The organism is Novosphingobium sp., from assembly GCF_031417815.1.
In the GTDB taxonomy this organism is placed as follows: domain Bacteria; phylum Pseudomonadota; class Alphaproteobacteria; order Sphingomonadales; family Sphingomonadaceae; genus Novosphingobium.
This window is the reverse complement of sequence record NZ_JANOWI010000010.1, coordinates 107,429-131,968: the sequence shown is the minus strand read 5'-3', so window position 1 is coordinate 131,968 and position 24,540 is coordinate 107,429. Positions and strand designations below refer to the sequence as shown.

Sequence of the window (24,540 nt, the reverse complement as noted above, 5' to 3'; positions counted from 1 at the left end):
GGCTACTTCACCGCATCTGCTTCGTGCCACACCACCGCCTGCGCCACCTTGATGCACAAGTGCCCTTCATCCCAGCTCATGCTGGGCGAGCCATAGAGCCGCCAGCCCTGCTCCAGCGCTTCGGACACCCGCTCGCAAAAGGCGCGGTCGTCCTTGCCGGTGAGCAGGCGGTAGACCGGGCGGCCTTCGGGAGTCTGGTGCATGGCACCGTGCTAAGCTTTCCCGGCCGGTCCGGCAATGGCTTGCTTCGCCGCACCTTCTAACGCAAACCTTGATCCACACCGGGGGCTAACCAAATGACGCAAGGCGATCCGCCGCAACCACAGCGCGACCTGCTGGGCCAGCCGCGCGGCCTGTGGGTGCTGGCCGGCACGGAACTGTGGGACCGCATCTCGTTCCACGGAATGCAGGCGATGCTGGTTCTCTACATGACCGGCGAACTGCTGCTCGACCAGACGCGCCTGCAGTCAATTATCGGCTACTCCACCTACCGCGGCGCACTCGAGACTGTCACCGGACCGCTGAGCAATACGGCGCTCGCAACCCAGACTTTCGGCATCTACATCGCCTTCGTTTCCGGCCTTCCGCTGCTCGGGGGGTGGCTTGGCGACCGCCTGCTGGGGCGCCGATTGTCGGTCGGGGCCGGTGCGGCCTTGATGACGGCCGGCCATTTCTGCATGGCCTTCGATCCGACCTTCCTGATCGCTTTGGTCCTGATAATGTCCGGAGCCGGCCTGCTGCGCGGAAATCTCTCGGCGCAGGTCAAGTCGCTTTACCGCAAAGGAGACCCGCGCGAGATCAATGCCTTCCAATACTACTCCTTGAGCGTCAGTTTCGGCGGCTTCATCGCGCCGATCGTCAGCGGCGCGGTCGCGGCGGTGTGGGGCTGGCATGCCGGATTCGGGGTGGCCGGATTCGGAATGCTTCTGGGTTTTGGCCTCTATCTGGCTGGCGGACGACACTTGCCTGCCGAAACGCCGCGTCGGTCAGGCACGACCAGCGTGGCACACCAAGCCCTCACCCCGGACGAGCGTCGGCGCGTGATCGGACTGTTTCTGCTCTGGCCGATCTCGGTATGCTTCTGGATTGCACAGGCACAGATCTGGAACATCTACAATGTCTGGCTCAGAGACCACATCGACATGAACGTCGGCGGGTTCCAGGTGCCAGTGCCCTGGATGCAGTCGCTCGACGGCCTTGCCCCGGCAGTGCTGGCTCTCACATCCCTGTGGGTATGGGCGCGAATGGCCAAGAGCGGTGCAGAACCTGACCCGCTGAACAAGATGGCGGTGGGGCTGCTGATCTTCGGAGCCTCGGTAGGATTGCTGGCGGCAGCGCCGATTATCGCGGGCGGCGATGGCAAGGCCTCGATCGTGATGCCGATCCTGTTCCATCTGTTCTCCAACCTGGGTTGGGTCTGGTTCACTCCGGTCGTGCTGGCGCTTTATGCAGCCCGCTCACCCGAACGATGGCGTGGAACCCTGCTGGGGTTCAACGCGCTGTCGCTATCCGCCGCCAGCATCATCTCCGGATGGATGGGCGGCCTCTACGAGCAACTCGCACCAAGCAGCTTCTGGTTGATCAATGCCGTCATTTGTTCGGGGGCGGGCGTGGTCCTTCTGCTGACACGCCGACCGTTTGGTCGGCTGTTGGCACTTCCGCCAGAATCCCAGCCGACCTAGATTGCGGCGGACACTGCGCGGACTGGCAATTCACCGCATTTCGCGCTTGCCCCGCTGCTTCAAACCCAGCCCTGCTGAGCTGGTCGAAGCATTGCACCTTTCTGCAGGCCGAAGTGTCCTGCCCCGCGATGAACAACAACAGTTCTTCGACAGGCTCAGGACAGACGCGGTGGGTCAAGATTTCCGTAGCTGGCCTTATTCCTCCGGCATCCCCGGAAATCGCTGAAACTCTGGCAGGGCATGCGCAGTCTGCATCCAGCCGATCCGTTCAGCCACCTGGATATGCGCCCCGGCGGGCAGCGCTCCAGGATCATCGAGCGTGGCGGACTGGAGATCGACGATGCCCGGCAGGAATTCTTCGTTGCGATAGGCGATCCCGGTGCCGCATTTCGCGCAGAAGCTGCGCATTGCCGTGCCGGATGAATTGAACGTCGTCAGTTCGCCCTGCTCGAGCGTGAAATCGCCTTCGGCAAAGGCCGCCCAGCTGACCATCGGCGCGCCCGCGCTTTTCCGGCAATCGGCACAGTGGCACAGCGCGACGTGCTGTGGCTCACCCGAAACGGCATAGCGCACCGCGCCGCAATGGCATCCGCCATACAGTTTCATCGCCATTCTCCCGCTTGAGTCGGTCAGAACATTGATGGAACAGACCCAACCCTACAAGATATATTTCGAAAGATCGCTGTCCTGCGCCAGTGCCGCCAGCCGGTCGCGGACGTAAACGGCGTCGATCGTCACCGTCTCGCCCGCGCGGTCCTCGGCCTCGAAGCTTAGCTCCTCCAGCAGCTTTTCCATCACCGTCTGCAGGCGCCGCGCACCGATGTTTTCGAGCGTTTCGTTGACCTGTGCGGCGATCCGCGCGATTTCGCGCACCGCTTCGGGCGTAATCTCGACCGTCACCTTCTCGGTCCCGAGCAGCGCCTGATACTGCTCAACCAGATTGGCGCGGGTTTCGGACAGGATGCGGACGAAATCGTCTTCGGTGAGCGCCTTCAGCTCAACCCGGATCGGCAGACGGCCCTGCAATTCGGGCAGCATGTCGCTGGGCTTGGCGACATGGAACGCGCCCGAGGCAATGAACAGCACGTGGTCGGTTTTCATCGGGCCGTATTTGGTGGCCACCGTGGTGCCTTCGATCAAGGGCAGCAGATCGCGCTGCACGCCTTCGCGGCTGACCGAGCCGCCGCGCACGTCCGAAACCGCGATCTTGTCGATCTCGTCGAGGAACACGATCCCGTTGGTTTCGGCATTGGCCAGCGCGACGCGCGCGACATCGTCCTGATCCATGCGCTTTTCGGCCTCTTCGTCGACCAGCTTGGTCCAGGCTTCGGGCACTTTCAGCTTGCGCCGCTTGAGGTTCTGTTTGCCCATGGCTTTGGACATCATGTCGGACAGGTTGATCACGCCGACCCCGCCGGGCATGCCGGGGATCTCGAACCCTCCGGCCGGCGCATCCTCAACCTCGATCTCGACTTCGGTCTCGTCCATCGCGCGTTCGAGTACGCGCTGGCGAAAGCTTTCGCGGGTCGCTTCGGACGCGCCATCGCCGACCAGCGCTTTCAGCAGCCGGTCCATCGCCGCCGCTTCGGCCGCATCGCGCACCGCTTCGCGGCGGCGATCCTTTTCAAGGCGGATCGCTTCTTCAACCAGATCGCGGGCGATCTGTTCGACATCGCGGCCGACATAGCCAACCTCGGTGAACTTGGTCGCCTCGACCTTGACGAACGGCGCATCAGCCAACTTGGCCAGACGGCGCGAGATTTCGGTCTTGCCGCAACCCGTCGGCCCGATCATCAGGATGTTCTTGGGGCTGACCTCGTCGCGCAATTCGGGCGAGAGGCGTTGGCGCCGCCAGCGATTGCGCAGCGCCACCGCGACCGCGCGCTTGGCCTCGGCCTGGCCGACGATATGTTCATCCAGCGCGCGGACGATGGCTTTGGGGGTCAGGTTGTCGAGCATGCCCAACAAGTAAGCCTGCGCGGCGTTCCTTCAAGTGCGGGCGAACTCTTTCTTACCTTCGAGGCGGCCGATCAGCCAGCGGCGCAGCGGCACGTCATAGTATCGCGTGGCAAGCCACGAGAGCCCCAGGACCGTGGCCAGGTACAGCGGTGCGAGCGGTATTTCGGAAAGCCCGGTGCGCTCTGCAAGCTGTTTGAAGAGCTGCAGTATCGGCAGATGCAACGCGTAGAACGCATACGACAGTTCGCCCAGCACCGCACAGATGGCGGCCAGCCGCGGGCCTGGCTGAAGCCGGATGCCTGCAACCAGCAGCAAAGGGGCAACCAGCATCACGAATACAAGGTCGAAGCCGATCCGGGCAGAGAATGCGATCTGCACAAGAAAGCAGCCGATCATCACGGCGATTGGCAAGGCGGCCCAGTTGGTAAGCTTACGGGCATCGCGAGTATGCAATGTTGCGAGGGTAACGCCAACGGTGAACGAGAACAATGTGCGCAGCAGCGCCAGCGGCCAGTCTTGCCATTCCACGCCCATTGCCACGACGCCGACATGGCTGCTGTAGACAGCACGGCCCGCTGCGCTGTGGCTCATTATTAGCGCAGCTGTCACCAGTGCCGCGCCAAACACCAGACAAGCCAGAACCAAACGCCGGCGGCTCAACCGGACCAGAACGAGTGCCAGCACCGCGTTGGCGAGCAGCTCGTAAAACAGTGACCAGCTTGCGGGATTGAACGGAAACAGCACCGGGGCAGACGGGTTGGGCAACATCGCGAGGTTGAAGCCAAAACCCATAGCGAAATCCTGCAATGCCGCTGGATCGATACTATGCCTGAATTGCCGGGCGGCCAGAAGTGCGCCGCCAAGTGTGCCTGCAAGGTAAAGCGGATACAGGCGTACCAACCGCTTGCGCAGGAAAGCCGCCGCCGCCAGCCCGCTGGTCAGTGCATCTTGATAGGAACGTGCCAGGACGAACCCGGACAGCATGAAGAACAGGTCGACCGCCAGATAGCCGCCGGGCATCAGCGTCCAGCGGTAGTGCAGCAAGCCGACCGCAATCGCCGCAAAACCCCGCAGCCCATCGAGCAGGTAGTACCTGTCCCGGCCCGGCAAGGTCGGGAGCGGAGAACGCATGCTTCGGTTCTCAATATTCGCAGTCGATGGCACTACCGGCGCTGAACTCTTCACCTAAATCGAATAACACTGCGCCAAATTCGCGTCAACGACAGGGCCCTGTATTAGCGCGCTTACAGGCTTTCCACGGTCACCCGGTCATTGGTGAACACGCAGACCTCGGCTGCTACCGCCATCGCGCGGCGGGCGATCTTTTCGGGGTCTTCCTCGTATTCGGTCAGCGCTTTGGCGGCGGACAAGGCATAGTTGCCGCCCGATCCGATCGCAGCGATACCTTCCTCAGGTTCAAGCACATCGCCGTTGCCGGTCAGGATCAGCAGCACGTCCTTGTCAGCCACGATCATCAGCGCTTCCAGATTGCGCAGGTACTTGTCGGTGCGCCAGTCCTTGGCGAGCTCAACCGCGGCGCGCAGCAATTGGCCGCGGTGTTGTTCCAGCTTCTTTTCCAGCCGTTCGAACAGGGTGAAGGCATCGGCGGTGGCCCCCGCAAATCCGGCGATCACCGATCCATCCCCCAGCCGCCGCACCTTTTTGGCGTTGGGTTTCATCACGGTGTTGCCCATCGAGACCTGGCCATCGCCGGCGATCACGGTCTTGCCGTTCTTCTTGACGCCGATGATGGTGGTGCCGTGCCACTGGACCAGGCCGTGGCTGGAGTGCTGATCTGTCATGCCAGCAATATGGCTCTGATCGCGGGCGCTTCAACTCCCCCGTGCGCGCGAATCAGTTTCCGCCGCCCGGAGGGGCACCGGCCCCGACCTGGCCGATATTGCCGAACAGGTCTTCAAGGAAGGTCCGTTCGCGGCCCAGTGTTGGCGTTTTCGAGCCATCGGGGTCGATCTGCGCTACCTTTTCCATGCCTGAACGCTCAACCGCGGCAACATTGCCCTTGTCGTCAAACGCCACGCGGACCATCAGCTGTTCGTTGGCATGCGGCGCGCCAAAAGCCGACTGGCGGGTGTTGGTGGAGACATAGTACCAATCCTGCCGCCCATAGTGGCTGATGAAGCTGGGCCGGCCCAGCATGCGTTCCACCGATGCGCGATTGTCCACCCCGGGCATGATCGATTCGAGCAAAGCGCCATCGACGAGGTAACCGCGGTGATCCCTGATCGAAGCGCAAGCCGAAAGTACCAGCGCTGCGGCGGCCAGACCCAGAATGTTTCGCATGAGGCGCATTATCGTATCGTCGCTCCGTGGCCATGCGGACAGGATTGCCCGCCGCCGTGATGTGATCTATCGCGCGCAGCCTTAGGCCGCCTTGGCCCGCCGCGCAATAACCGCGCGATGGGCATTCCGGGTTTAATCGCGGCTGAATGAAGGACCATTGCCGCATGGGCTTACTTGACCGCTTGCTGGGCCGGAATCGCGGCCAGATCGACACTACCGCGCTGTGGCACCGCGTGGTTGAAGTGGCGCGCGAACCGGGTTGGTATGTCCATGGCGGGGTGGCCGATACGGAGCCCGGGCGGTTCGATTGCATCACTCTGGTGCTGGCGCTGGTGCTGATCCGGATGGAGCAGGAAGAGGACTTGCGCCACGCCACCGCGCGGCTGACCGAACGGTTCGTCGCCGACATGGACGGCCAGCTGCGCCAGAACGGGATCGGCGATCTGATGGTGGGCAAGCACATGGGCAAGCTGATGGAAGCGCTCGGCGGGCGGCTCGATGCCTACCGCGCGGCGCTGGCCGGGGCGGGCGAGGCCGCGCTGATCGCTGCGGTGGAGCGCAACATGACGCTGAACGATGGAATTTCGGGCACCGCCGTGGCCGCCGAAATGCGCGTGCTGGCTGCCGCGCTTGCGGCGTTGCCTGCTGCCGATATCCTTGCCGGAAAGATCGCGCGATGAGCGAGTTCGAACGGATGATCGACTTACGCGAAATCGGCAATGTGCCGATCGCGCTGTCTGCAAGCGCAGAAGAGTGCGCTGCGCTGGCCGCACGGTTCGATCTGGTTGCAGTCGAGCGACTTGCGGCCACGATCACGCTCGAACCGAACGGCAAGACGGTCAACGCCGCTGGCCGGCTCATCGCAGAAATCGTCCAGAGCTGCGCCATTTCGGGCGAGGATCTGCCGGTCAGCATCGACGAAACACTGACGCTGCGGTTTGTTCCAGCGCGCGCCGCGACCGCCGCCGACATCGACCTCACCGCCGAAGAACTCGACGAACTTGCATATACCGGCACGGCTTTTGATCTGGGCGAAGCCGTGGCGCAAAGCCTCGCGCTGGCGATCGATCCCTATCTTGAAGGGACCAACGCCAATACAGCGCGGCACAAGGTCGGACTGCTAGGCGAGGATCAAGCTGGACCGATGGCCTCAGCTCTGCGGGAGCTGCTTAAGAAAAACTGAGTGGAGGCAAGCCGACTCGTTAGTTGCGCCAAGTCTGCTTCAACTCCTGATCGAACCACCGTTCAGCCGCATCGCTTGAACCACCAACCGATCGAAAAGTGAAATAGTCGCCATAACCCAAATTTCTGCCCATCTACGAAATGAACTGAAGCTCGGAAATTCAGGATGTCCAACTTCACGATGCCATTTTGTCGTTAGGAGCCGGATAGCCGTTTCGGCTTCGCTCTTCAGCATGGTCTGATCCTCAGAACGGGATGTCGTCGTCCAGATCATCGGCGAAGCCGCCACCGCCAGCGGGAGCTCCGCCGCCGCCACCGCCACCGGAACGCTGCCCGCCGGCAAAGTCATCGCCGCCCGAACGCTGGCCGCCGCCATAACCGCCGCCGCCGCCGCCCGGCCCGCCGCCGGGTGCGCCATCGAGCATCGTCAGCACCCCACCCATGCCGCCAACCGATACTTCGGTGCTGTAGCGATCGTTGCCCGAGGCATCCTGCCATTTGCGGGTGCGTAGCTGGCCTTCGATATAGATCTTGCTACCTTTTTTGAGATAGCGTTCGGCCACCCCGACCAGCCCGTCCGAATTGAGCACCACGGTGTGCCATTCGGTACGCTCTTTCTTTTCGCCGGTGTTCTTGTCTTTCCAGTTTTCGGACGTGGCAATCCGCAGGTTGGCGATCCGCCCCCCGTTCTGGAACGATTTCACTTCCGGATCGGCCCCGAGGTTGCCGATGAGAATGACCTTGTTGACGCTGCCTGCCATCGAATCGAGTCCCTTTTGAATAGCTTGGCCTTGGCCTAGCCGCTTGACGCAGCGAGTGCCAGATTGACGGGAGCGGATTTCCCCCACAGGGGTTGGAGGGGTTTGCGCCCTTGCGCGAACCCAAATCCTATCCCAGCCCCAGCCAGACCGCGCTCCAATAGGTCAGCCCGGCAAACAGGTATGCCAGACCAAACAGGTACGCGAGCATGAAGCTGGGCCATTTCCACCCATTCGTCTCGCGCCGGGTCACCGCGATCGTGCTCATGCATTGCGGGGCGAAGACGAACCAGGCGAGGAACGCGAGCGCGGTCGGCAGGGTCCAGCTGGCTTTCAGCCGCTCGCCCAGTTGCAGCGCCTGTTGCTGATCATCGCTGGCCCCCACCGCATAGGAGGTGGCGAGCGAGGAGACCGCAACCTCGCGCGCGGCCATCGCCGGGATCAGCGCCAGTGCGATATCGCGGTTGAAACCGATCGGTTCCACCACCACCGCGAGGCCATTGGCAATATGCCCCGCAATCGAGGCATCGACCTGGTCCTGCCCTGCCCCGGCGCGCGGGAAGTTGAGCAGGATCCACAAGACCACCGTCACCGTGAAGATGATCGTGCCGGCCCGGCGCAGGAAGATCCACGCGCGCTGCCACAGGCCAATCAGCAGATCCTTGGGGTGGGGCAGCTGATACTTGGGCAGTTCCATGATGAAGCCACTTGCGGCGCCTTTGGTAACCGTGCGGCGCAGCACCAGCGCCACCAGCATCGCCGATACGATCCCGAACAGGTAAAGCCCCAGCAACACAAGTCCCTGCAATCCGATCCCAGGCCCGACCGTGCGCCCCGGAATGAACGCAGCGATGATGATCGCATAGACCGGCAGCCGCGCGGAACAGGTCATCAAGGGGGCGACCAGGATTGTGGTCAGCCGGTCCTTGGGATCGGTGATGCTGCGCGTAGCCATGATCCCCGGGATCGCGCAGGCAAAGCTGGACAAGAGTGGAATGAAGCTGCGCCCCGAAAGCCCGACGCCGGCCATCAGCCGGTCCATCAGGAAGGCCGCGCGCGCCATATAGCCCGATGCCTCCATGGCGAGGATGAAGAAGAACAGGATCACGATCTGCGGCAGGAACACCACCACCGACCCGACGCCTGAAAGGATGCCTTCGGTCAGCAGATCGCGCGCCAGGCTGGGCGGCAATGCCGAACGTGCGAGGGCGATCAGCCAATCAACCACCGCCTGCAGACCATCGGCGAAGGGTGTGGCCCAGGTGAACACGGCCTGGAACACCACAAACAGCAGCGCGAACAGGATCAGCGGCCCGGCCCACGGGTTTAGCAGCACCTGATCCAGCTTGGCGTGGAGACGGTGGCGGCTGGTTTCCGAAACGATCGCACCTGCGGCGATGGCGTGGGCGGTAACCCGGCGCTCGGTCAGCGTGGTGTGCGGCCGGTGATGTTCGAGCGGGCGCCCTTCAGCCGCAGCAATCGCGGCGGCGAGGTCAGTAAGGCCCCGGCGGCGCACTGCCACGGTCGGGATGACCGGCACGCCCTGCGCCTCTTCCAGCGCGGCCGGTTCAAGCACCAGCCCATCGCGCTCGGCCAGGTCGACCATGTTGAGCGCGACCACCGTCGGCCGCCCCAGCGCGATCACCTCTTGCGCGAAAACCAGGTGCTGTTCGAGGTTCGAGGCATCGAGCACTACCACCAGCACATGCGGCGCCGCTTCTCCGGGAAACTCGCCCATGATGACCTTGCGGGTCACCTCTTCGTCCGGGCTGGTGGCGTGGAAGCTGTAAGAACCGGGCAGGTCGGTCAGCTCCACCGGCGCTCCGCCGGGCAGCAGCAGCCGCCCCGCCTTGCGCTCCACCGTGACGCCCGGATAGTTGGCGATCTTCTGGCGCGCGCCGGTCAGCGCATTGAACAACGCGCTTTTGCCCGCATTGGGATTGCCGACCAGGGCCGCACTGCGCGCGGTCACAGCGTTTCCACTTCGATGGCGCGGGCATGGACCCGGCGCAGCGCCACTGTCATCCGGCCAATCGACAGCGCGATCGGATCGAAGGTCCCAAAAATGCCGCGGTGGGCAATGCTCACTTTCGCGCCGCTATCGATGCCCAGCGCCTGCAGCCGCAGCGCCTCTTCCGCGACCAGCACGGGCCAATCGACCGCGACAATACGGGCAGCCTGGCCAACGGGAAGAAGATCGAGTGTCATGATTGGGGCGCTGCCATAGTGCGGCGCCTATTGCAAGTCATTCGCAATAGAGCTGGTGTGGGTTAAAACTGGGGGGTGACGGAAAGGCCTGCGAGATCCTCTCCATTTTTGGCGAATGCCACAAATGGGGAGGTGGGATTCGCGCAGCGAATGACGGAGGGGTATCGGCCCTTGCGCCATTACCCCTCCGTCAGCCGCCTTCGGCGTCTGCCACCTCCCCATTTGCACTTCGTGAAAATGGAGAGAATCGCCAACAAACTTGCTATTTCGCCGGGTAGCGCAGCCGGCCAAGCAGCCTTGCCGGGCTGAACTGTTCAAGATCATTCTTCAGCAGCCGCGCCTTGGCCTTTTCAAACTGCATGATATTTTCAATCCGGCGCTCGAGGAAGGCTTTGGTCTCCGCGTGGTCCGCGCTGGTATCGCCGACATAGACCGCCAGCGTTGCGGCGTAGATCGAACCCAGCGTCATGCGCTTGGTGTAATGGTTGTAGTCGGTCGCCGTATCGCCCGCCGCGCGCCACATCGCATCGGCGCTGTGCCAGCCAAGTTTGAGCGCCTTCGGCACATTCTGCGGCATGGCCATGATCGCCTGGGCGCGGCGCAGCGCTTCCTTGTAAGGCGCCATGGCATCCAGCCGGGCCAGCACCAGCGCGCGAATGCGCTCGCGGATTTTCATCGCCGCCAGCTGCTCTTTGGGCAGCGCGATGTTCATCTGCTGGTCGGTCCAGCCGATCCACGCCGCGATCATCGCCATCGGCCCACCCGAAAAGGCATAGACCGCCGCATCGGGGTTGACCCCGCGTTCTTCGGCGGCGGCGCGCACAGCAGCCTCGCTCCAGCCGTCGAACGCGGCGACACCGGCCACTGCGGGGGCCAGTGCCAGCCGCAGATCGTCAAGGCTGCCGTTTTCCATCCTATTTCGGCCCGAACACCTGGGGGCCCTGGCCGGCTTTGGGCTTGGGCTTGGCGTTGGTGTCGATCTCGCCCAGCAGGACCTCCGCTTTGGCATCGAGGCGGGCATAGTCACGTGCGTTGCGGCCCGAATTGTCGGTCCGGTCGGGATCGGCTCCGGCTTTCAGAAGGATCCGCATCAGCGCAATATTGCGGTTGTGGACCGCGGCGATCAGCGGGGTTTCGCCAGTTGAATTGGGTTCATCGACATGGGCGCCGAATTCGACCAGCAGTTCCACCCCTTCGATCCAGTTGAGGCTGCAGGCCACCACCAACGGCGTGTCGCCCTTGAAATTGCGGGCGTTCACATTGGCGCCCTTGCCGATCAGGAATTCCAGCCAGGTCAGATCGCGGCGCTGGGTAACGATATGCAGCGCGGTATCGCCGCTGGTCTGGTCCTTGGTGTTGATCAGGTTGGGGCTACCCTCGGCGAGCAGGTCGGTAACCTTGTCGCCTTCCTTTTTGCGGACCGAATCGAGAAATTTGTAGCTATCGGAAAACTGTGCCTGCGCCGGTGACGGCAGCACCGCCACAATGGCGATGGGCGCGATCAGCGCGCGTGAAAGCTGGCGAAAGTGCGACACGGGTACCATTCCTCCTGTTAGGGGCGCGGGCGGCAGGAATCGCTTCCGGTGCACGCTAAAAACGCTCCTTGCACCGCGCGCTTTAGCAGAGCATGAACCGCCGCGCCATGTTGAAGCCGCACCTCTTGCTGATCCTGCCGCTGCTGGCGGCCAGCGCCGCCTGCCAGAATTCCGCCAAGACCGCGCCCGATGAAGCGGCAATCGAAGGCACCGCGCTGACCGGCGCGAAGATCGGCGGGCCGTTCACGCTGGTCGACAAGCACGGCAAGCCAGTCACCTGGGACCAGTTCAAGGGCAAATACCGGCTGGTCTATTTTGGCTATACCTTCTGCCCCGATGTCTGCCCGCTCGATCTGGGGCGGATGATGCAGGGCTACCTCAAATTTGCCGAACAGCACCGCGATCTGGCGGACAAGATCCAGCCGATCTTCATCACCATCGATCCGGCGCGCGATACGCCGGAGCGGGTTGGCGTCTATGCCGCCAATTTCACCCCCAGGCTGCTGGGCCTGTCGGGCAGCCAGGCAGAGATCGACGTCGCGGTTGCAGCGTTCAAGGTCAGCGTTTCGCGCGGTGAAGACCGGCCCGGCGGCTACCTGATGAACCATTCACGCTTCGCCTATCTGATGGGCCCCGATGGCGAACCGCTTTCGGCGCTGCCGCTTGACAAAGGCCCCGAAGCCGTTGCCGCCGACCTTGCCCGGCAGGTGCATTGAGCCAGCTTCGCGACCAGTTCTGGCAGCTGCCGATCGAGCGGCTTAGCAAGCCCGAATGGGAGGCGCTGTGCGATGGCTGCGGGCAATGCTGCATGCACAAGGCCGAGGACGAGGATACCGGCCACATCTATCCCACCAATGTCGCCTGCAAGCTGCTTGATATCCACGCCGCGCGGTGTTCTGACTATCCCAACCGCAAGAAGGCGGTGCCCGATTGCCTCAAATTGAACCTGCGCCTTGCAGCCACCCTGACCTGGCTTCCGCCCACTTGTGCTTACCGGCTGCGCGCCGACGGCGATCCGCTGCCCGATTGGCACTATCTGATTTCGGGCGATCGGGAGGCGGTCCACCGCGAAGGCATTTCGGTGCGGGGGAAAGCCATTCCCGAAGCGCTTGCCGGGCCGCTCGAGCAGCATGTAATACTGCCGCCAGGGATCGAGATTGCGGATGATTGACTGGCTGCTCAAGCGGGAAAACACCGACCCCACGGTTGACGTCGCCGGGCGGCTGCTGCCGCTGGTGATCCGCCGCAATGCGCAGGCCCGGCGGATGACCATGCGGCTGGCCCCCGATGGCAGCGAGGTGCGCGTCACCCTGCCGACCTGGGGCCGCAGCGCCGAAGCGCTGGACTTTGCCCGCAGCCGCGCCGGCTGGCTGGCCGGGCAACTGGCGGCGGTGCCCGAAGCAGTTGAACTGGGCCACGGTGCGGCGATCCCCTATCTGGGCCAGCCGCACGTGATCCGCCACGATCCCGCTCAGCCGCGCAAGGTTGCGCTGGGTGAAGGCGAACTGATCGTCGGCGGGCCGGCGGCATCGCTGCCATCGCGGCTCAAACGCTGGCTGGCAGGCGAAGCGCGGCGGTTGATGACCGATGACCTGTCCTATTACTGCCTGCGCGCCGGGCAGCCGCAGCAAAGCCTGATGCTGACCAATGCCAAACGCCGCTGGGGGAGCTGCGCGCGCGACGGCACGATCCGGATCAACTGGCGGCTGGTGATGGCTCCATCCTATGTACGCCGCTCGGTTGTGGCGCACGAAGTGGCGCATCTGGTTCACTTCGATCACAGCCCGGCCTTCCACGCCTATCTGGACGAGATTTTCGAAGGCGAGATTCGCATGGCCAACCGCTGGCTCAAGCGCGAGGGCAAAAGCCTATACCTGCCAATGAGTTGATCTACGTAGGCAGTTATTAACCACGATCAGCGAAAATTGCCCGATGGCGCGCGTCGCACTTTTCATACTGGCAGCCTTGCTGTTCACCGTTCCGGCGGAGGCGCAGCAGTGCCGCCTGTGCTATTCAGATCCCGCCGCCAAGGAGGGCGAACCGCCGCTGACAATCGAAATCTGGGCCGATCTCAATTTCTCCAAACTGGCGCTCACCGGGCGCGATGGCGGGGCGGCAGAACTGTCTGCCACCGGCGGCGGCAAACGCACCAGCGGATCGATGATCGATCTTGGCGGGGTGGCGGTTGCGGGGCACGGACGGATCACCGGTACGCCGGGCCGCGAAGTGCGGATCGACCTGCCCAGCCGGGTCGACATGACCTCGCCCGATGGCGGGCGGGCCGAACTGGTTGAATTTCACACCGATCTGCCGCCGCATCCGGTGCTGAACGCGCGCGGCGAACTGGAATTCAATTTCGGCGCGCGGCTGGTGGTGCACAGCGGCAAGGGCGGTAACCTGCGCGGCCGCATCCCGATTTCGGTCGATTACAACTGACCTCTGGCAAAGCGGCGCGGCGCGGCCTATCTGGGGCCGATGTCGATCTGGAAATCAGCCAACCCGACCGGCGCGATCGCCGACTTCATCGAGGTCTATCGCCAGGCCGGTGCCAACCGCTTTCGCATCGGGCTGGTCGCCGCGCTGTGCACGTTCGGCGTCTTTTCGATCATGATGACGCAAAGCTGGAAGAAGCAGCGCAAACTGCCCGAAGTGACTTACATCAACTCGTGGCCGCTTGACCGGACTGCGGAAGAAACCCGCGCCTTTATCGAAGCCAACCAGAGGCTCAAAGACGCGCAGGAAGAAATTCAGGCCGCCAACGCCGCCGAAGAGCAGAAGCTGTGGATGGCGCTGGGTAAGGTATCCGGCATGAATGTCGATGCCATCAAAGCCAAGGCCGAGGCTGACAAGGCCGCCGAACAGGCCAGGGCAGCGGCCAAGGCGAAAGCACAGCTTGACCGCTGATCCCGATAACGGCTGGCTGGCCGCTGCCGCCCGTCTGGCCGCGCGCGGCGTCCCCCTGTCACGCCCCAATCCCGCTGTTGGCGCGCTGATCGTCAAAGACGGACGCGTGATCGCACGCGGCTGGACCCAGCCGGGCGGGCGCCCCCATGCCGAAGCCGCAGCACTCGCTGCAGCCAGCGCGGCCGCACATGGCGCTACGCTTTACGTCAGCCTTGAACCTTGCGCTCACCATAGCGATCGCGGCCCGGCCTGCGCCGATCTGGTCGCGGCAAGCGGCCTGGCGCGGGTGGTGATCGGCTGCGGCGATCCCGATCCGCGCACGGCCGCACAGGGCATCGCGCGGATTGCCGGAGCCGGGATCGCGGTGGACCTGGTCAAAAGCGCGGAATGCGCGGCCAGTCTGGCAGGTTACCTCACCCGTCAGCGGCTCGGCCGTCCGCATGTGACCGTCAAACTGGCGCTGTCCGAGGACGGCAGGCTGACCCCGCCGCCCGGCGAAAGCCAATGGCTGACCGGCCCGGTTGCGCGCGCGCACACCCACGCCTGGCGGGCCCGGATGGACGCGATCCTGGTCGGGCGCGGCACGCTTGCGGCGGACGATCCGCAGCTCGACGTCCGGCTGCCGGGCATCGCGGATCGCAGCCCGGCGCGCTGGCTGCTAACCCGCGGCGATGCTCCAACCGGGTGGCAGGCACTGCATGATCCGCGCGAGATATCGGGAATGGACGGCGTGCAACAGCTGATGGTTGAAGGCGGCGGCGGGGCGGCGCGCGCGTTCCTGGCGGCCGGGCTGGTTGATCGCCTGCTGCTATACCGTGCGCCGCGCACAGTTGGCGGCCTTGGCCCCGCTTTGCCCGAACTGACCCGCGAGGCCCTCGCCGCTTCATCCCATTGGCACCGCACCGACAGTCGCCCGCTTGGCAACGACACGCTCGACGTTTACGAGCACTCCTGATGTTTACCGGCATAATCACCGCCATCGGCGAAATTCGCGAACTGCACGACCAGGGCGACCTGCGTGTGGTGATCTCTTGTCCCTACGACCCGGCGCAGATCGCGATCGGCGCGTCGATTGCGTGCGCGGGCGTGTGCCTGACCGTGGTCGATCGCGGCGGCGCGGCGGGTGACGCCTGGTTCGCAGTCGACGTGTCGGGCGAGACAACCAGCAAGACCGCGCAGGATCAGTGGCGCCAGGGCCGCAAGCTCAATCTCGAACAGGCGCTCAAGCTGGGTGACGAGCTGGGCGGGCACATCGTCACCGGCCATGTCGATGCGGTCGGCCGCGTTACCTTGCGTGAGGATGTGGGCGGATCGCTGCATCTGGCGGTAACCACCCCGGCTGAGATTTCACCGTTCGTGGCCACCAAGGGTTCGATCACGGTCGATGGCGTCTCGCTCACCGTCAACGCGGTGGACGATCATGCCGATGGCACCAGCACCTTCCACCTCAACATCATCCCGCACACCGCCGAAGTGACCACGCTGGGCGGCCTGCAGGCGGGCGACGGGGTAAACCTCGAGATCGACGTGCTGGCGCGGTATCTGCAGCGGATGGAAAAGCTGCGGCGCTAGGGCTGCCGGGTATGAAGGGAAATGGGGAAGCCTGATGCCTGAGCGCGATCCCCCGCGGCCTTTGCCCACTTCTCCCAGATTCACCGGGCTGCGCGGACTGGCGCTGATTGCCGTGGCTGTGCCAGCCATGTTCTGGCTCGGCTTTGGCCGGATCGATGGTTTCGCCCTCGCCTTCACTGCATTTCTGGTGATGCTGGCCGCCGGGGTCAAATACCTGCCCGCGCTGACCGCGCGGATCGAACAAGAGCAGGCGGGGCACACCGCCCCATCGATCAGCCAGTTTGACGCGCTGGGCGTGGTCTGGCTGCTATCGATCCCGTTCGCCCCGTTTTTCACGTGGATCCTGCGTAACATGGCCCCGCTGGATGCCAGCGACTGGACGACGGTACTGGGCATCAGCGCCTTTTGCTGCGTGGTGGTGCCGATCGTGTGCGTGTTGCCGATGCTACGCTTTGAGCGGCGCGGGACCGCCCATCTGGCGCTGCCGATCCTGGCTATCGGCACCGCGTTCCCGGTCGCGACCGGGGCTGGCAGCGCTTACGACATCGTCCGGGGGCCGGTCTGGCAATCGGTCACCGTCGTGCGGCTGGTCAATATCGACCGTCTGACCAGCAAGGGTACGCGGGTGCGGGCCGAAGCCGTCTTTGTCGATCTGGCCGATGGGCGCCAGCTCAGCCGGGCAGAGAATGTCAAATTGCACGAGGGTCCGGCCCGGGTCAAAGTGCTGCGCGGCACGCGCCGGATCATTGGCGCTGTGCAGCAACAGGACTAGCAAGCAGCCGTCAGCGGCCCTTTGGCGAAACTTTCGCGCTCAACGGCGCGCAAACGCCATGAATACCTTCGGACGCTTGGTGGCCGTTGTATAGGTCGCCACAGTGATCGCCACCGCTCCAAGCAGGATTGCATGACCGATCAAGCTATAGGCCAAAAAGGTGTAGCTGCCGATTGCGAGCGAAAACGCGATCGCCCACATCCAGCCAAGCATTTGCAGGACCATGTGCCTGACCGTGAAATCCGGAATGTGACGAAGCGGGCTCACTTCATGATCGAACAAGAAATTCCACACCGCGACTATAGATTTTCTCACAGTAGCTCTCCTGGTATTATGTTTTAGTGATACCGTTGGCGAGCAAGCACTGCGTCACATTCTTGGCATCATTGCTTTGAATTAGCAGATGTTCAAAAGAGATCACACACGGCCTTAAGGGCACGTATCGCCAGCACGCGCTTTAGCCGGCCAACAGCGGACCACCTGCAAATGTTTCGCGCGTGATTTCGTAGACAACATGGCGCGCCGGGCCACTGGCGGTTTGCACCACGCCACCATCACGGTCAGCCAGCCGCCCGCCGATCTTCTCCATTGCCCGGCGTGACCGCAGGTTGTCCTCCCCGACCCGGAAATCGACCCGTGCGACACTCTTCAGCGCGTGGGCCAGCATCAGCCGCTTCATTTCGCGGTTGGTTTCGCCGCCCCAGTGGCTGCGGGCGAGAAAGGTCCAGCCGATCTCTACCGCGCCGCCATCGGCAGGATCAAACGCCTGCATCCGCGACGAGCCGATGATGTGTCCGCTGGCTTTATCAATCACCGCCAAAGCCCCGCCTTGCGCCAGGGCATCGGCAAAATAGGCGCGGAACACGGCTTCCTGCCAGCGGTCGTTGGCCGGGTGCAATTCCCACACCAAGGGATCGCTGGCGAGCGCGTAGAGCGCGTTCCAATCGTCTTCGCGCAGCGGCCGCAGCAGCAACGCTTCGCCTTCGAGGGTGGGTTGCCGGTCCATCGACCCAGCCTAGCAAACAATCCGGTGCTTTCCTACACCGGGCATTTCTGCCTTAACTTGGGCGATGGAGATCAGACTTTCAGCCCCGGCCACTGGCGCAACGATCATGCAGGGCCGCCTATCGGCTTTTTTATTTCCAGCACCCGGCGATCGGTCCAGATTCGTCGCTAAAACTTTTAAGAACAAAGATTTATGTGGCTCTGGCGAAGTGGACTCAGTGTCAACTGTGTCAACTTCAGGTGCCAGCGCTGACCGCGGCCAGAGCTGCGATGAACTTGTCGATATTGCCCGTGGTCAGCCCGGCTATGTTCACCCGGCCCGATCCGGCCATGTAGATGCCGTGGTCGCTGCGCAGCCTGAGGATCTGCTCGCTGCTCAGCGGCAAGACCGAGAACAGCCCGTTCTGGTGGCCGATCGCCGTGAGGTCGATGTTGCCCGCCTGTCCAGCCGCGGCCAGCCGCGCGCGGACCTGGCGCATGCGGGCGCGCATGGTATCCAGCTCGTCGAGCCACATTGCCGTCAGGCCTGCGTCTTCAAGGATCAGCCGCACCGCCGCGCCGCCATGATCGGGCGGCATCGACCAGGCCGCGCGGGCCAGTGCATGGCCGTTGGAAAGCACCCGGTTCAGCGCCGCAGCATCTTGCGCCATGACATAGATCGCGCCGACGCGGTCGCGGTACATCCCGAAATTCTTGTCGCAGCTGTAGGCGACCAGCGCCTCGGGCACCGCGGCAAGCACCGTGCGCACCCCGTATGCGTCTTCCTCCATGCCCGCGCCAAGCCCCTGATAGGCCAGATCGAGGATCGGCAGCAGGCCCTTGGCCTTGATCAGCGCGGCGATCTCGTCCCACTGCGCCTCGCTATAATCGATCCCGGTGGGGTTGTGGCAGCAGCCATGCAGCATGATCGCATCGCCCGGCTGGGCAGCGGCAATCGCGCCGCGCAGCGCGTCCATATCGACCTTGCCGTCGGTCCCGGCGTGGCTGAAACTGACCAGTTCAACCGCCAGATCGCCCAGGATCTGCGCGTGGTTGGGCCAGCTGGGCAGACCCATGATGATTCGTGTCACGCCGGAACGCTTGGCCAAGGCCACCGCCAGCCGCACGGCGCCGGTGCCGCCCGGGGCCTGCATCCCTTCGATCCGACCGTCCTTGCTGGGGTCTTCCTTGCCGAAGATGTACGGCATCAGCGCGTGGACGAAGCCCATGTCGCCTTCGGGGCCGAGGTAGCTATTCGATTCCTGGGTATCGACCAGCTTCTGTTCGGCCGCCTTGATCGCGCCGAACACCGGGGTTGCCCCCTGTCCGGTGCGATAGACGCCCACGCCAAGATCGATCTTGTCGGCGCGCGGATCCGCGTTGTGGAGCTTGATCAGCGCGAGCAGCGCATCGGCGGGCTGTTGTTCAAGGTTGCTGAGCATGATGGCGCGGCCCTTAACCGGCGCGCAGTGGTGCGGGCAAGCGCAATTGCGCCCGATTCACGCAAAATCACGCCAACGAGGCTTGCCTTGTCGGTCCATCCGGCTAGAGCCGGGCGGCAACACAAGCCAAAGCTGGCCTTAAAACCATGACAAACCGGGGAAACATGTCTGCCGCGTTGCGCCTTGCCGGGGGCCTTGCGATCACCCTGGCGATTGTGGTGCTGACGGTGTGGCGCCTGCGGCATTGAGCGCAACGGGCTTGATAAGGCGGCCTGCCACGCCGATATGAAGGTCCATGCTGTCCCCCACCAAGCGCCCCGACCTGCCCGCCACCTTGACCGCCGCGATTGTCCGCGGGGCCAAGGGCCGTTGCCCGCGCTGCGGCGAGGCAAAGCTGTTTCGCGCGTTCCTCAAGCCGGTCGCGCACTGCCCCGCTTGCCATCATGACTGGACACACCAGCGGGCCGACGATTTTCCGCCCTACGTCTCGATCCTGCTGACCGGACACCTGATGGCGCCGCTGATCATCTACCTTGGCATGTCCAGCACGATGCCGATGTGGCAGGCGCTGGCGATCTGCCTGACGCTGGCGTCGGTGCTGATGATCAGCTTCCTGCAGCCCGCCAAGGGCGGCACGATTGCATTGCAATGGTGGCACGGCATGCATGGCTTCAATCCATCTGGCAAAGCCGAAGCGGGCGCGGCTGATGCGCCAGTCCCCAGCCCGGACAATCCGTGGCGCTGATCCGCTAGTTGCGCTTGGCTGCACCGTTCTGCGCGGTCAATTGCGCAGACATTTCCTGCGCCAGCTTCGGATCGGTCTTGGCGATGTGCGCAATCATCGCGTCGATCGTTACTTTCTCGATCTCTACTGCGGCCCAGTCCGGTGCATAGTTGGCCCACTTGGTGTCGATCGCCAGTTTTTCCTGGGTCAGCCCCACCATTTTGCGGCCCAGCGGGCTGCTCATGAAGGTCATCACCGTACGCTTGTGTTCGGGCGATAGCTCCATCGCAGCCTTCGCGCCGCTATCGGCGAGATCACCCCGGATCGATTTGGCCGAAATGTCGCGTTCATCAATGATGTCGTCCGCCGTCCGCGACAGGCTGAGGTTCTGGTAGGTACTTTTCTGCAGCGCCTGAAAAGCGGGTGATTGCAGGAACACCGCGATCTCCTGCAATTCGGGCAATGTGAAATTGCGGCAATACATGTCGGCCATTTCTGCCCTGTACTGCGGGATCATCTCGTTCTCCGCACGTACCATGATCGGGCGCCAGGCGGCAACCACCGCGTCGCTCAGCCCGGGAAATTCGCGCTCCATTATGGTCAGCTCGCGATCGGACTCGATCAACTGCCTGACCAGCGTTGGCAAAGTCTGGTTGAGCCGACTCTCGATCTGTTCTGTGGGCACGACCAATGCCGCTATCCGGTCGCAAACCGCAGACATTTCGGTTGAAACGGTAACTTGCGGCGCGGGCGTCGCTGCGGCGGCCTGCGCGGCGAAAGGCGCATGCACAGCCACGGCGGCCAGCGCCAAATATCCCATACGGCCAATCACCAATCCCGACTCCTGCATGGTGGCGAAGATCAGGCTAGCGACGTAATAACGCGGGGAAAAGCGGTTTGCGTGTGCCGCCCGGTTCAGAACGGGAACCACTTCTGCTTGCGCGAGAACTTCATGTACCCGGCATTGACCCCAAGCCGCAGGCCGACGCCCATGCGGATCGGGATCAGCACGACATTGCCGCGGCGCAGATAGCTGACATTGAATCCGCCGATCAGGTAGGCTTGCCCCTCGCCGGCAGCAAAACGGTGATACAGGTCATCGCTATTGTAGAGGTTGTAGACCAGCACGAAAGTGCTGCCCGCGCTGGCCCCGGCGTCGAAACCCACCGAAGGCCCCGTCCAGTAGACCGGATGCTGCCCTTCGACCTTGTGGAACAACGTGCCCGAACCATAGCGCAGCCCGATCACGAACGCCCCGCCGCCTTCGCGCCCGGTGATATAACCGTTTGGCTCGCCCTGCTTGCGCAGGATATCCTCGATGATCCCGGCCAGGCCCTTGGCACCCTTGCCGAACACGCCTTCGGCCGCGCCCAGAATGTCGTCCCGCTTGTAGGTCGTATCGCCGGGCTGCGAGGTGGAAACGGCATCACCGGCCACCGTCGGCGCGGCTTCCTCAGGCAGCGCCGCGCTGGTCGCGGTCGCGACCGGTTCGGGCGCACCGCTGGGGCGGGAGAGATCGCCATCGATCGCCTTGTCGGGATCGACCGGCTGGATCTGGGCCGGCGCGGCCACCGGCCCGGCGACCAGGATCAGGCTCATAACGACCAGGATCAGCTTGCGCAGGAGCGAACGGGACTGATGCATGGCGTTACCCTCAATGATGCTATGCGGCGGCAGCCGGCGCACAGCTGGTCCATCTATCCCGCCTTGCAGAATCGAACCTGAACCTCGCGACAACGGTGCGGCGGCAGAGCGAGTCGGTTTTGCGACCAGCCGAACACAAATTTGCCTGTTCCAGCCCCTTGCCGCCTGCCAAAGCCCTCGCTATAGCGCCGCTTCGCCGCAGCGATCCGGAGACGTGGGTGAGTGGCTGAAACCAACGGTTTGCTAAACCGTCGTACTGGTAAATCCGGTACCGAGAGTTCGAATCTCTCCGTCTCCGCCAGCGGCCTTCCGCAAACACTACTGAACACGCAGCGGCCCATGCGGTGCCGCCCGCGCCGGGTGGCGCTTGCCTTGCTGGTGGTGCCTGATCAGCGCGAGCCGCGCACCACAACAGGGCAAGCGGCCTTGACCGGCCCAGAATCGATCCGTGCGGTGCGCAGGGTCATGCCGAAGCCCGCCGAAGCGGTCAGCCGCAGCGGTTGTCCGACACTGGCGAGGTTGGCCCCGCCGCGCTGGAAGCAGCGCAGCGGGATCCGGGTCTTGATCACACTGCCGGGCCGCACCGCGCGAACCCGCGCGGTGATATCAAGCGATACGCCGCCCAGCGAAACACTGACCTTTCCGCGGCCGGGGCGATCAATCCGCCAGTCAAGCGCCAGCGATCCGCGCACAAGAGATCCGCCAAGGTTCACCGGGGTGCCCTCGATCGTCAGCGCGCCATTGCCCGACCAGCTGAACTGACGGGCATCTTCCTGCGCGGAAAGATCAACCGCGCGCACCGCGATCGAACCATCGTTCGAGATATGCCACGGCGCCAGCGCCTTGCCGCGCACGAAAAACGATGTTGCGGTATCGAACTGCGACAGGTCGATCCGCGGATCCTCATTGACATGGCCCACGGCGCGGTTTGCGGCATAGCTAAGGCCGTATCCCACCGCAAACAGCGGGGCCACCACCGGTGAGCGGGCATCGGCGGGCCAGGCAAACGGCAGGCGTCCGGTGAAATCGCGCACCGGCGTGCCGTCCTTGCCGGCAACCAGCACATCGGCCACGCCGCCGCCTTGGCTGCCGGGGAGCCAGGCGGCGACAAAGGCATCGGCCTGGTTGAGCAGGTGACCGGTAAACAGCGGGCGGCCCGAAAGGAACACGATCACCACCGGGATACCCTGCGCCTTGAAGCGGGTGACCAGCCGGGCCTCATCGCTGGGAGGGGTGAAAGCCAGGTGCGGCACATCGCCCTGGAATTCGGCATAGGGCACCTCGCCCAGCACCACGATCGCGACATCGGGTTTGACGGCATAAGTGCCATCAGCGGCAATCGCTGCCTGTCCGCCCGCCGCGCTGACGGCATCAACGATGCCCTGGCCCACGGTCTGGCCGCCCGGAAAATCCTTGGCCGTGGTATCGCTGCCTTGCCAGGTGATCGTCCACCCGCCGGCCTGCATCGCCATGCTGTCTGCACCGGGCCCCGCTACCAGCACCCGCGCGCCGGGCTTGACCGGCAGCAAGCCGCCATCGTTCTTGAGCAGGACCAGCGATTTCGCCACCGCCTCGCGCGCCACGGCAAGATGTGCGGGCGTGCCGATTGCAGCCGGATTGCCGCGCCTGACCAATGTATCGCCCATCAGGCCGAGTTTATATTTCACGCGCAGGATCCGCCGCACGGCGTCATCGATCCGGGCCGGGGCAATGCGGCCTTCGCGCGCCGCGCGCAGGGTCGATTCGTAAAGCCCTTTCCAGCTGTCGGGCGCCATGAACAGGTCGAGCCCGGCATTGATCGCCTGCGGGCAATCGGTGGCGGTGCAGCCCGGCACCTGACCGTGGCCGTTCCAATCGCCTACCACCAGCCCGGCAAAGCCCATCCGCCCTTTGAGGACATCGGTTATCAGACTAGCATTGCCGTGGTTCTTGATCCCGTTCCAGCTGGAGAAGCTGACCATCACGGTCAGCGCTCCGGCATCGATCGCGGCGGGATAGCCTTGGGCATGCTTGGCCACCAGTTCGGATTCGGAAATGCGCGCATCGCCCTGATCGCGGCCTTCCATCGTGCCGCCATCGGCAAGGAAGTGCTTGGCTGTTGCGGCAACCTGCTCGGCCCCCAGCGGGCGGCCCGCCACCAGTTCGCCCTGCAGCCCCAACGTCATCGCCCGGCCATAGGCGGCGACCAGCGCGGGATCGGCGCCGTAGCCTTCATAGCTGCGCCCCCAGCGCAGATCCTGCGGCACGGCGAGCGTCGGCGCGAAGGTCCATTCGATTCCGCTGGCTGCCACTTCGGCCGCGGTGACCGCGCCGATGCGGCGGATCAGATCGGGATCGTGGGCCGCGCCAAGGCCGATGTTGTGCGGGAACAGCGTTGCCCCCGGCAGGTTCGAATGGCCATGGACCGCATCGACCCCGAACAGGATCGGCACCCCTGCACCGCTGGCGCGCGAGGCATCCTGGAATTCGCCAACCAGCCTGGCCCACTTGGCCGCATTGGCGCGCTCATCGCCGTAGGGTCCCGAATTGCCGCCCGCCAGGATTGAGCCGAGCGGGTATTTGGCAAGATCGGCCGGGGTAATCGCGCTGATATCGGCCTGGATCATCTGGCCGACTTTTTGTTCCAGCGTCATCTTCGCGATCAGCGCGTCGATTTTCGCTTCGGTGGCAGCATCGCTCAGCGCGGCGGGGCTTTTCGCCTGCGGCCACAGCGCGGGATGCGCGATCCCGGCATCGCCAGCTGCAAGCGCCAGCGCCGTCGTGCTGCCCAGGACCAGTGCCATGGCAGCAAAAGCCGATTTCATCCGCATACAATCCCCACCAGCAGCATTCTTGTGAACGTTCCCAACTTTATTCGCATGCGCCGCCGCGAA

At 63.9% G+C, this 24,540-nt stretch carries 29 protein-coding genes and 1 tRNA gene; 13 read left to right on the top strand and 17 right to left on the bottom strand.

The window, feature by feature from the left end:
• Positions 1 to 2: 2 nt before the first annotated feature.
• On the bottom strand, positions 3 to 203 hold the full coding sequence (locus tag RMN99_RS02655) for a DUF1737 domain-containing protein (protein WP_309621743.1): 201 nt from the start codon (positions 201 to 203) through the stop codon (positions 3 to 5).
• Positions 204 to 296: 93 nt separating this feature from the next.
• On the opposite strand from RMN99_RS02655, the gene RMN99_RS02650 reads away from it, so the two are divergent.
• Positions 297 to 1,682, top strand: coding sequence for a peptide MFS transporter (locus RMN99_RS02650; RefSeq protein WP_309621742.1), 1,386 nt, complete (start codon positions 297 to 299; stop codon positions 1,680 to 1,682).
• 195 nt (positions 1,683 to 1,877) lie between these two features.
• On the opposite strand, the gene RMN99_RS02645 is transcribed toward RMN99_RS02650, so the two are convergent.
• The 5 genes from RMN99_RS02645 to RMN99_RS02625 form a co-directional block, all read right to left on the bottom strand.
• Positions 1,878 to 2,294 carry a GFA family protein gene (locus RMN99_RS02645; protein ID WP_309621741.1) on the bottom strand — a complete coding sequence of 139 codons (417 nt, stop codon included), beginning with the start codon at positions 2,292 to 2,294 and terminating at the stop codon, positions 1,878 to 1,880.
• A 45-nt stretch (positions 2,295 to 2,339) separates the two neighbouring features.
• The gene (hslU, locus tag RMN99_RS02640) at positions 2,340 to 3,641 is read right to left on the bottom strand and encodes an ATP-dependent protease ATPase subunit HslU (protein WP_309621740.1); all 1,302 of its coding nucleotides are present in this window, start codon (positions 3,639 to 3,641) and stop codon (positions 2,340 to 2,342) included.
• Positions 3,642 to 3,671: 30 nt separating this feature from the next.
• Positions 3,672 to 4,772 carry an acyltransferase gene (locus RMN99_RS02635; RefSeq protein WP_309621739.1) on the bottom strand — a complete coding sequence of 367 codons (1,101 nt, stop codon included), beginning with the start codon at positions 4,770 to 4,772 and terminating at the stop codon, positions 3,672 to 3,674.
• A gap of 113 nt (positions 4,773 to 4,885) precedes the next feature.
• Positions 4,886 to 5,443, bottom strand: a complete 558-nt coding sequence (gene hslV / locus RMN99_RS02630; protein WP_309621738.1) for an ATP-dependent protease subunit HslV — start codon at positions 5,441 to 5,443, stop codon at positions 4,886 to 4,888.
• 52 nt (positions 5,444 to 5,495) lie between these two features.
• Positions 5,496 to 5,942, bottom strand: a complete 447-nt coding sequence (locus RMN99_RS02625; protein ID WP_309621737.1) for an outer membrane protein assembly factor BamE — start codon at positions 5,940 to 5,942, stop codon at positions 5,496 to 5,498.
• A 164-nt stretch (positions 5,943 to 6,106) separates the two neighbouring features.
• Between RMN99_RS02625 and RMN99_RS02620 the strand changes: the two genes are divergently transcribed.
• Entirely contained in the window at positions 6,107 to 6,622 is a 516-nt protein-coding gene (locus RMN99_RS02620; protein WP_309621736.1) for a ubiquinol-cytochrome C chaperone family protein, read from the top strand.
• Entirely contained in the window at positions 6,619 to 7,125 is a 507-nt protein-coding gene (locus tag RMN99_RS02615) for a DUF177 domain-containing protein (protein ID WP_309621735.1), read from the top strand. The genes RMN99_RS02620 and RMN99_RS02615 overlap by 4 nt, the downstream gene beginning before the upstream one ends.
• A gap of 244 nt (positions 7,126 to 7,369) precedes the next feature.
• Here the strand turns inward: RMN99_RS02615 and ssb are convergent, their stop codons facing one another.
• From ssb to RMN99_RS02590, 5 genes are all read right to left on the bottom strand, one after another.
• Positions 7,370 to 7,885, bottom strand: coding sequence for a single-stranded DNA-binding protein (gene ssb / locus RMN99_RS02610; RefSeq protein ID WP_309621734.1), 516 nt, complete (start codon positions 7,883 to 7,885; stop codon positions 7,370 to 7,372).
• A gap of 127 nt (positions 7,886 to 8,012) precedes the next feature.
• A complete protein-coding gene (locus RMN99_RS02605) occupies positions 8,013 to 9,854 on the bottom strand; it encodes a ferrous iron transporter B (RefSeq protein ID WP_309621733.1) in 1,842 nt (613 codons plus the stop codon).
• Complete coding sequence (locus tag RMN99_RS02600; RefSeq protein WP_309621732.1) at positions 9,851 to 10,090, bottom strand: FeoA family protein; 240 nt, start codon at positions 10,088 to 10,090, stop codon at positions 9,851 to 9,853. The genes RMN99_RS02605 and RMN99_RS02600 overlap by 4 nt, the downstream gene beginning before the upstream one ends.
• Positions 10,091 to 10,352: 262 nt before the next feature.
• Positions 10,353 to 11,003, bottom strand: coding sequence for a COQ9 family protein (locus RMN99_RS02595; protein WP_309621731.1), 651 nt, complete (start codon positions 11,001 to 11,003; stop codon positions 10,353 to 10,355).
• A 1-nt stretch (position 11,004) separates the two neighbouring features.
• Positions 11,005 to 11,634 (bottom strand): ankyrin repeat domain-containing protein, encoded by a 630-nt coding sequence (locus RMN99_RS02590; protein ID WP_409035225.1) that lies wholly within the window; start codon positions 11,632 to 11,634, stop codon positions 11,005 to 11,007.
• A gap of 98 nt (positions 11,635 to 11,732) precedes the next feature.
• On the opposite strand from RMN99_RS02590, the gene RMN99_RS02585 reads away from it, so the two are divergent.
• The 8 genes from RMN99_RS02585 to RMN99_RS02550 are packed head-to-tail and all read left to right on the top strand — an operon-like array spanning position 11,733 to position 16,873.
• Positions 11,733 to 12,341, top strand: a complete 609-nt coding sequence (locus RMN99_RS02585) for an SCO family protein (RefSeq protein ID WP_309621729.1) — start codon at positions 11,733 to 11,735, stop codon at positions 12,339 to 12,341.
• Positions 12,338 to 12,796 (top strand): YcgN family cysteine cluster protein, encoded by a 459-nt coding sequence (locus RMN99_RS02580; RefSeq protein WP_309621728.1) that lies wholly within the window; start codon positions 12,338 to 12,340, stop codon positions 12,794 to 12,796. The genes RMN99_RS02585 and RMN99_RS02580 overlap by 4 nt, the downstream gene beginning before the upstream one ends.
• Positions 12,789 to 13,514, top strand: coding sequence for a SprT family zinc-dependent metalloprotease (locus RMN99_RS02575; RefSeq protein WP_309621727.1), 726 nt, complete (start codon positions 12,789 to 12,791; stop codon positions 13,512 to 13,514). The genes RMN99_RS02580 and RMN99_RS02575 overlap by 8 nt, the downstream gene beginning before the upstream one ends.
• A 43-nt stretch (positions 13,515 to 13,557) precedes the next feature.
• Positions 13,558 to 14,061 carry a DUF4402 domain-containing protein gene (locus tag RMN99_RS02570; RefSeq protein ID WP_309621726.1) on the top strand — a complete coding sequence of 168 codons (504 nt, stop codon included), beginning with the start codon at positions 13,558 to 13,560 and terminating at the stop codon, positions 14,059 to 14,061.
• 39 nt (positions 14,062 to 14,100) lie between these two features.
• The gene (locus RMN99_RS02565) at positions 14,101 to 14,529 is read left to right on the top strand and encodes a hypothetical protein (protein WP_309621725.1); all 429 of its coding nucleotides are present in this window, start codon (positions 14,101 to 14,103) and stop codon (positions 14,527 to 14,529) included.
• Positions 14,519 to 15,484, top strand: coding sequence for a bifunctional diaminohydroxyphosphoribosylaminopyrimidine deaminase/5-amino-6-(5-phosphoribosylamino)uracil reductase RibD (gene ribD, locus RMN99_RS02560; protein WP_309621724.1), 966 nt, complete (start codon positions 14,519 to 14,521; stop codon positions 15,482 to 15,484). Before RMN99_RS02565 ends, ribD begins: the two co-directional genes overlap by 11 nt.
• Positions 15,484 to 16,101: a riboflavin synthase gene (locus RMN99_RS02555; RefSeq protein ID WP_309621723.1), complete on the top strand. Its 618-nt coding sequence runs from the start codon at positions 15,484 to 15,486 to the stop codon at positions 16,099 to 16,101. Before ribD ends, RMN99_RS02555 begins: the two co-directional genes overlap by 1 nt.
• Positions 16,102 to 16,135: 34 nt before the next feature.
• On the top strand, positions 16,136 to 16,873 hold the full coding sequence (locus RMN99_RS02550) for a hypothetical protein (protein ID WP_309621722.1): 738 nt from the start codon (positions 16,136 to 16,138) through the stop codon (positions 16,871 to 16,873).
• A 39-nt stretch (positions 16,874 to 16,912) separates the two neighbouring features.
• Here RMN99_RS02550 and RMN99_RS02545 read toward each other — a convergent pair whose 3' ends face one another.
• The 3 genes from RMN99_RS02545 to RMN99_RS02535 all read right to left on the bottom strand — a co-directional run bounded on the left by RMN99_RS02545 (position 16,913) and on the right by RMN99_RS02535 (position 19,299).
• The gene (locus tag RMN99_RS02545) at positions 16,913 to 17,155 is read right to left on the bottom strand and encodes a hypothetical protein (protein ID WP_309621721.1); all 243 of its coding nucleotides are present in this window, start codon (positions 17,153 to 17,155) and stop codon (positions 16,913 to 16,915) included.
• Between the two features lie 175 nt (positions 17,156 to 17,330).
• Positions 17,331 to 17,879 (bottom strand): GNAT family N-acetyltransferase, encoded by a 549-nt coding sequence (locus RMN99_RS02540; protein WP_309621720.1) that lies wholly within the window; start codon positions 17,877 to 17,879, stop codon positions 17,331 to 17,333.
• Positions 17,880 to 18,114: 235 nt separating this feature from the next.
• Complete coding sequence (locus tag RMN99_RS02535) at positions 18,115 to 19,299, bottom strand: amino acid aminotransferase (RefSeq protein ID WP_309621719.1); 1,185 nt, start codon at positions 19,297 to 19,299, stop codon at positions 18,115 to 18,117.
• Between the two features lie 295 nt (positions 19,300 to 19,594).
• Here RMN99_RS02535 and RMN99_RS02530 point away from each other — a divergent pair, with 295 nt between their 5' ends.
• Entirely contained in the window at positions 19,595 to 20,044 is a 450-nt protein-coding gene (locus RMN99_RS02530; RefSeq protein WP_309621718.1) for a DUF983 domain-containing protein, read from the top strand.
• Positions 20,045 to 20,048: 4 nt separating this feature from the next.
• On the opposite strand, the gene RMN99_RS02525 is transcribed toward RMN99_RS02530, so the two are convergent.
• Together RMN99_RS02525 and RMN99_RS02520 are read right to left on the bottom strand one after the other, a co-directional pair.
• Positions 20,049 to 20,843 carry a hypothetical protein gene (locus RMN99_RS02525; protein ID WP_309621717.1) on the bottom strand — a complete coding sequence of 265 codons (795 nt, stop codon included), beginning with the start codon at positions 20,841 to 20,843 and terminating at the stop codon, positions 20,049 to 20,051.
• 95 nt (positions 20,844 to 20,938) lie between these two features.
• Positions 20,939 to 21,667, bottom strand: coding sequence for a DUF1134 domain-containing protein (locus RMN99_RS02520; RefSeq protein WP_409035224.1), 729 nt, complete (start codon positions 21,665 to 21,667; stop codon positions 20,939 to 20,941).
• A 208-nt stretch (positions 21,668 to 21,875) separates the two neighbouring features.
• Between RMN99_RS02520 and RMN99_RS02515 the strand changes: the two genes are divergently transcribed.
• Positions 21,876 to 21,968: transfer RNA gene (locus tag RMN99_RS02515), tRNA-Ser, on the top strand.
• Positions 21,969 to 22,056: 88 nt separating this feature from the next.
• Here the strand turns inward: RMN99_RS02515 and RMN99_RS02510 are convergent.
• Positions 22,057 to 24,471, bottom strand: coding sequence for a glycoside hydrolase family 3 N-terminal domain-containing protein (locus RMN99_RS02510; RefSeq protein ID WP_309621716.1), 2,415 nt, complete (start codon positions 24,469 to 24,471; stop codon positions 22,057 to 22,059).
• Positions 24,472 to 24,540 lie beyond the last annotated feature (69 nt).

What these genes read in the sequence shown, in the direction of transcription:
- RMN99_RS02655 (WP_309621743.1), bottom strand. Translation starts at nt 203, where the DNA reads ATGCACCAGACTCCCGAAGGCCGCCCGGTCTACCGCCTGCTCACCGGC.
- RMN99_RS02650 (WP_309621742.1), top strand. Translation starts at nt 297, where the DNA reads ATGACGCAAGGCGATCCGCCGCAACCACAGCGCGACCTGCTGGGCCAG.
- RMN99_RS02645 (WP_309621741.1), bottom strand. Translation starts at nt 2,294, where the DNA reads ATGGCGATGAAACTGTATGGCGGATGCCATTGCGGCGCGGTGCGCTAT.
- hslU (WP_309621740.1), bottom strand. Translation starts at nt 3,641, where the DNA reads ATGCTCGACAACCTGACCCCCAAAGCCATCGTCCGCGCGCTGGATGAA.
- RMN99_RS02635 (WP_309621739.1), bottom strand. Translation starts at nt 4,772, where the DNA reads ATGCGTTCTCCGCTCCCGACCTTGCCGGGCCGGGACAGGTACTACCTG.
- hslV (WP_309621738.1), bottom strand. Translation starts at nt 5,443, where the DNA reads ATGACAGATCAGCACTCCAGCCACGGCCTGGTCCAGTGGCACGGCACC.
- RMN99_RS02625 (WP_309621737.1), bottom strand. Translation starts at nt 5,942, where the DNA reads ATGCGAAACATTCTGGGTCTGGCCGCCGCAGCGCTGGTACTTTCGGCT.
- RMN99_RS02620 (WP_309621736.1), top strand. Translation starts at nt 6,107, where the DNA reads ATGGGCTTACTTGACCGCTTGCTGGGCCGGAATCGCGGCCAGATCGAC.
- RMN99_RS02615 (WP_309621735.1), top strand. Translation starts at nt 6,619, where the DNA reads ATGAGCGAGTTCGAACGGATGATCGACTTACGCGAAATCGGCAATGTG.
- ssb (WP_309621734.1), bottom strand. Translation starts at nt 7,885, where the DNA reads ATGGCAGGCAGCGTCAACAAGGTCATTCTCATCGGCAACCTCGGGGCC.
- RMN99_RS02600 (WP_309621732.1), bottom strand. Translation starts at nt 10,090, where the DNA reads ATGACACTCGATCTTCTTCCCGTTGGCCAGGCTGCCCGTATTGTCGCG.
- RMN99_RS02595 (WP_309621731.1), bottom strand. Translation starts at nt 11,003, where the DNA reads ATGGAAAACGGCAGCCTTGACGATCTGCGGCTGGCACTGGCCCCCGCA.
- RMN99_RS02590 (WP_409035225.1), bottom strand. Translation starts at nt 11,634, where the DNA reads ATGGTACCCGTGTCGCACTTTCGCCAGCTTTCACGCGCGCTGATCGCG.
- RMN99_RS02585 (WP_309621729.1), top strand. Translation starts at nt 11,733, where the DNA reads ATGTTGAAGCCGCACCTCTTGCTGATCCTGCCGCTGCTGGCGGCCAGC.
- RMN99_RS02575 (WP_309621727.1), top strand. Translation starts at nt 12,789, where the DNA reads ATGATTGACTGGCTGCTCAAGCGGGAAAACACCGACCCCACGGTTGAC.
- RMN99_RS02570 (WP_309621726.1), top strand. Translation starts at nt 13,558, where the DNA reads ATGGCGCGCGTCGCACTTTTCATACTGGCAGCCTTGCTGTTCACCGTT.
- RMN99_RS02565 (WP_309621725.1), top strand. Translation starts at nt 14,101, where the DNA reads ATGTCGATCTGGAAATCAGCCAACCCGACCGGCGCGATCGCCGACTTC.
- RMN99_RS02555 (WP_309621723.1), top strand. Translation starts at nt 15,484, where the DNA reads ATGTTTACCGGCATAATCACCGCCATCGGCGAAATTCGCGAACTGCAC.
- RMN99_RS02550 (WP_309621722.1), top strand. Translation starts at nt 16,136, where the DNA reads ATGCCTGAGCGCGATCCCCCGCGGCCTTTGCCCACTTCTCCCAGATTC.
- RMN99_RS02540 (WP_309621720.1), bottom strand. Translation starts at nt 17,879, where the DNA reads ATGGACCGGCAACCCACCCTCGAAGGCGAAGCGTTGCTGCTGCGGCCG.
- RMN99_RS02535 (WP_309621719.1), bottom strand. Translation starts at nt 19,299, where the DNA reads ATGCTCAGCAACCTTGAACAACAGCCCGCCGATGCGCTGCTCGCGCTG.
- RMN99_RS02530 (WP_309621718.1), top strand. Translation starts at nt 19,595, where the DNA reads ATGCTGTCCCCCACCAAGCGCCCCGACCTGCCCGCCACCTTGACCGCC.
- RMN99_RS02525 (WP_309621717.1), bottom strand. Translation starts at nt 20,843, where the DNA reads ATGGGATATTTGGCGCTGGCCGCCGTGGCTGTGCATGCGCCTTTCGCC.
- RMN99_RS02520 (WP_409035224.1), bottom strand. Translation starts at nt 21,667, where the DNA reads ATGCATCAGTCCCGTTCGCTCCTGCGCAAGCTGATCCTGGTCGTTATG.
- RMN99_RS02510 (WP_309621716.1), bottom strand. Translation starts at nt 24,471, where the DNA reads ATGAAATCGGCTTTTGCTGCCATGGCACTGGTCCTGGGCAGCACGACG.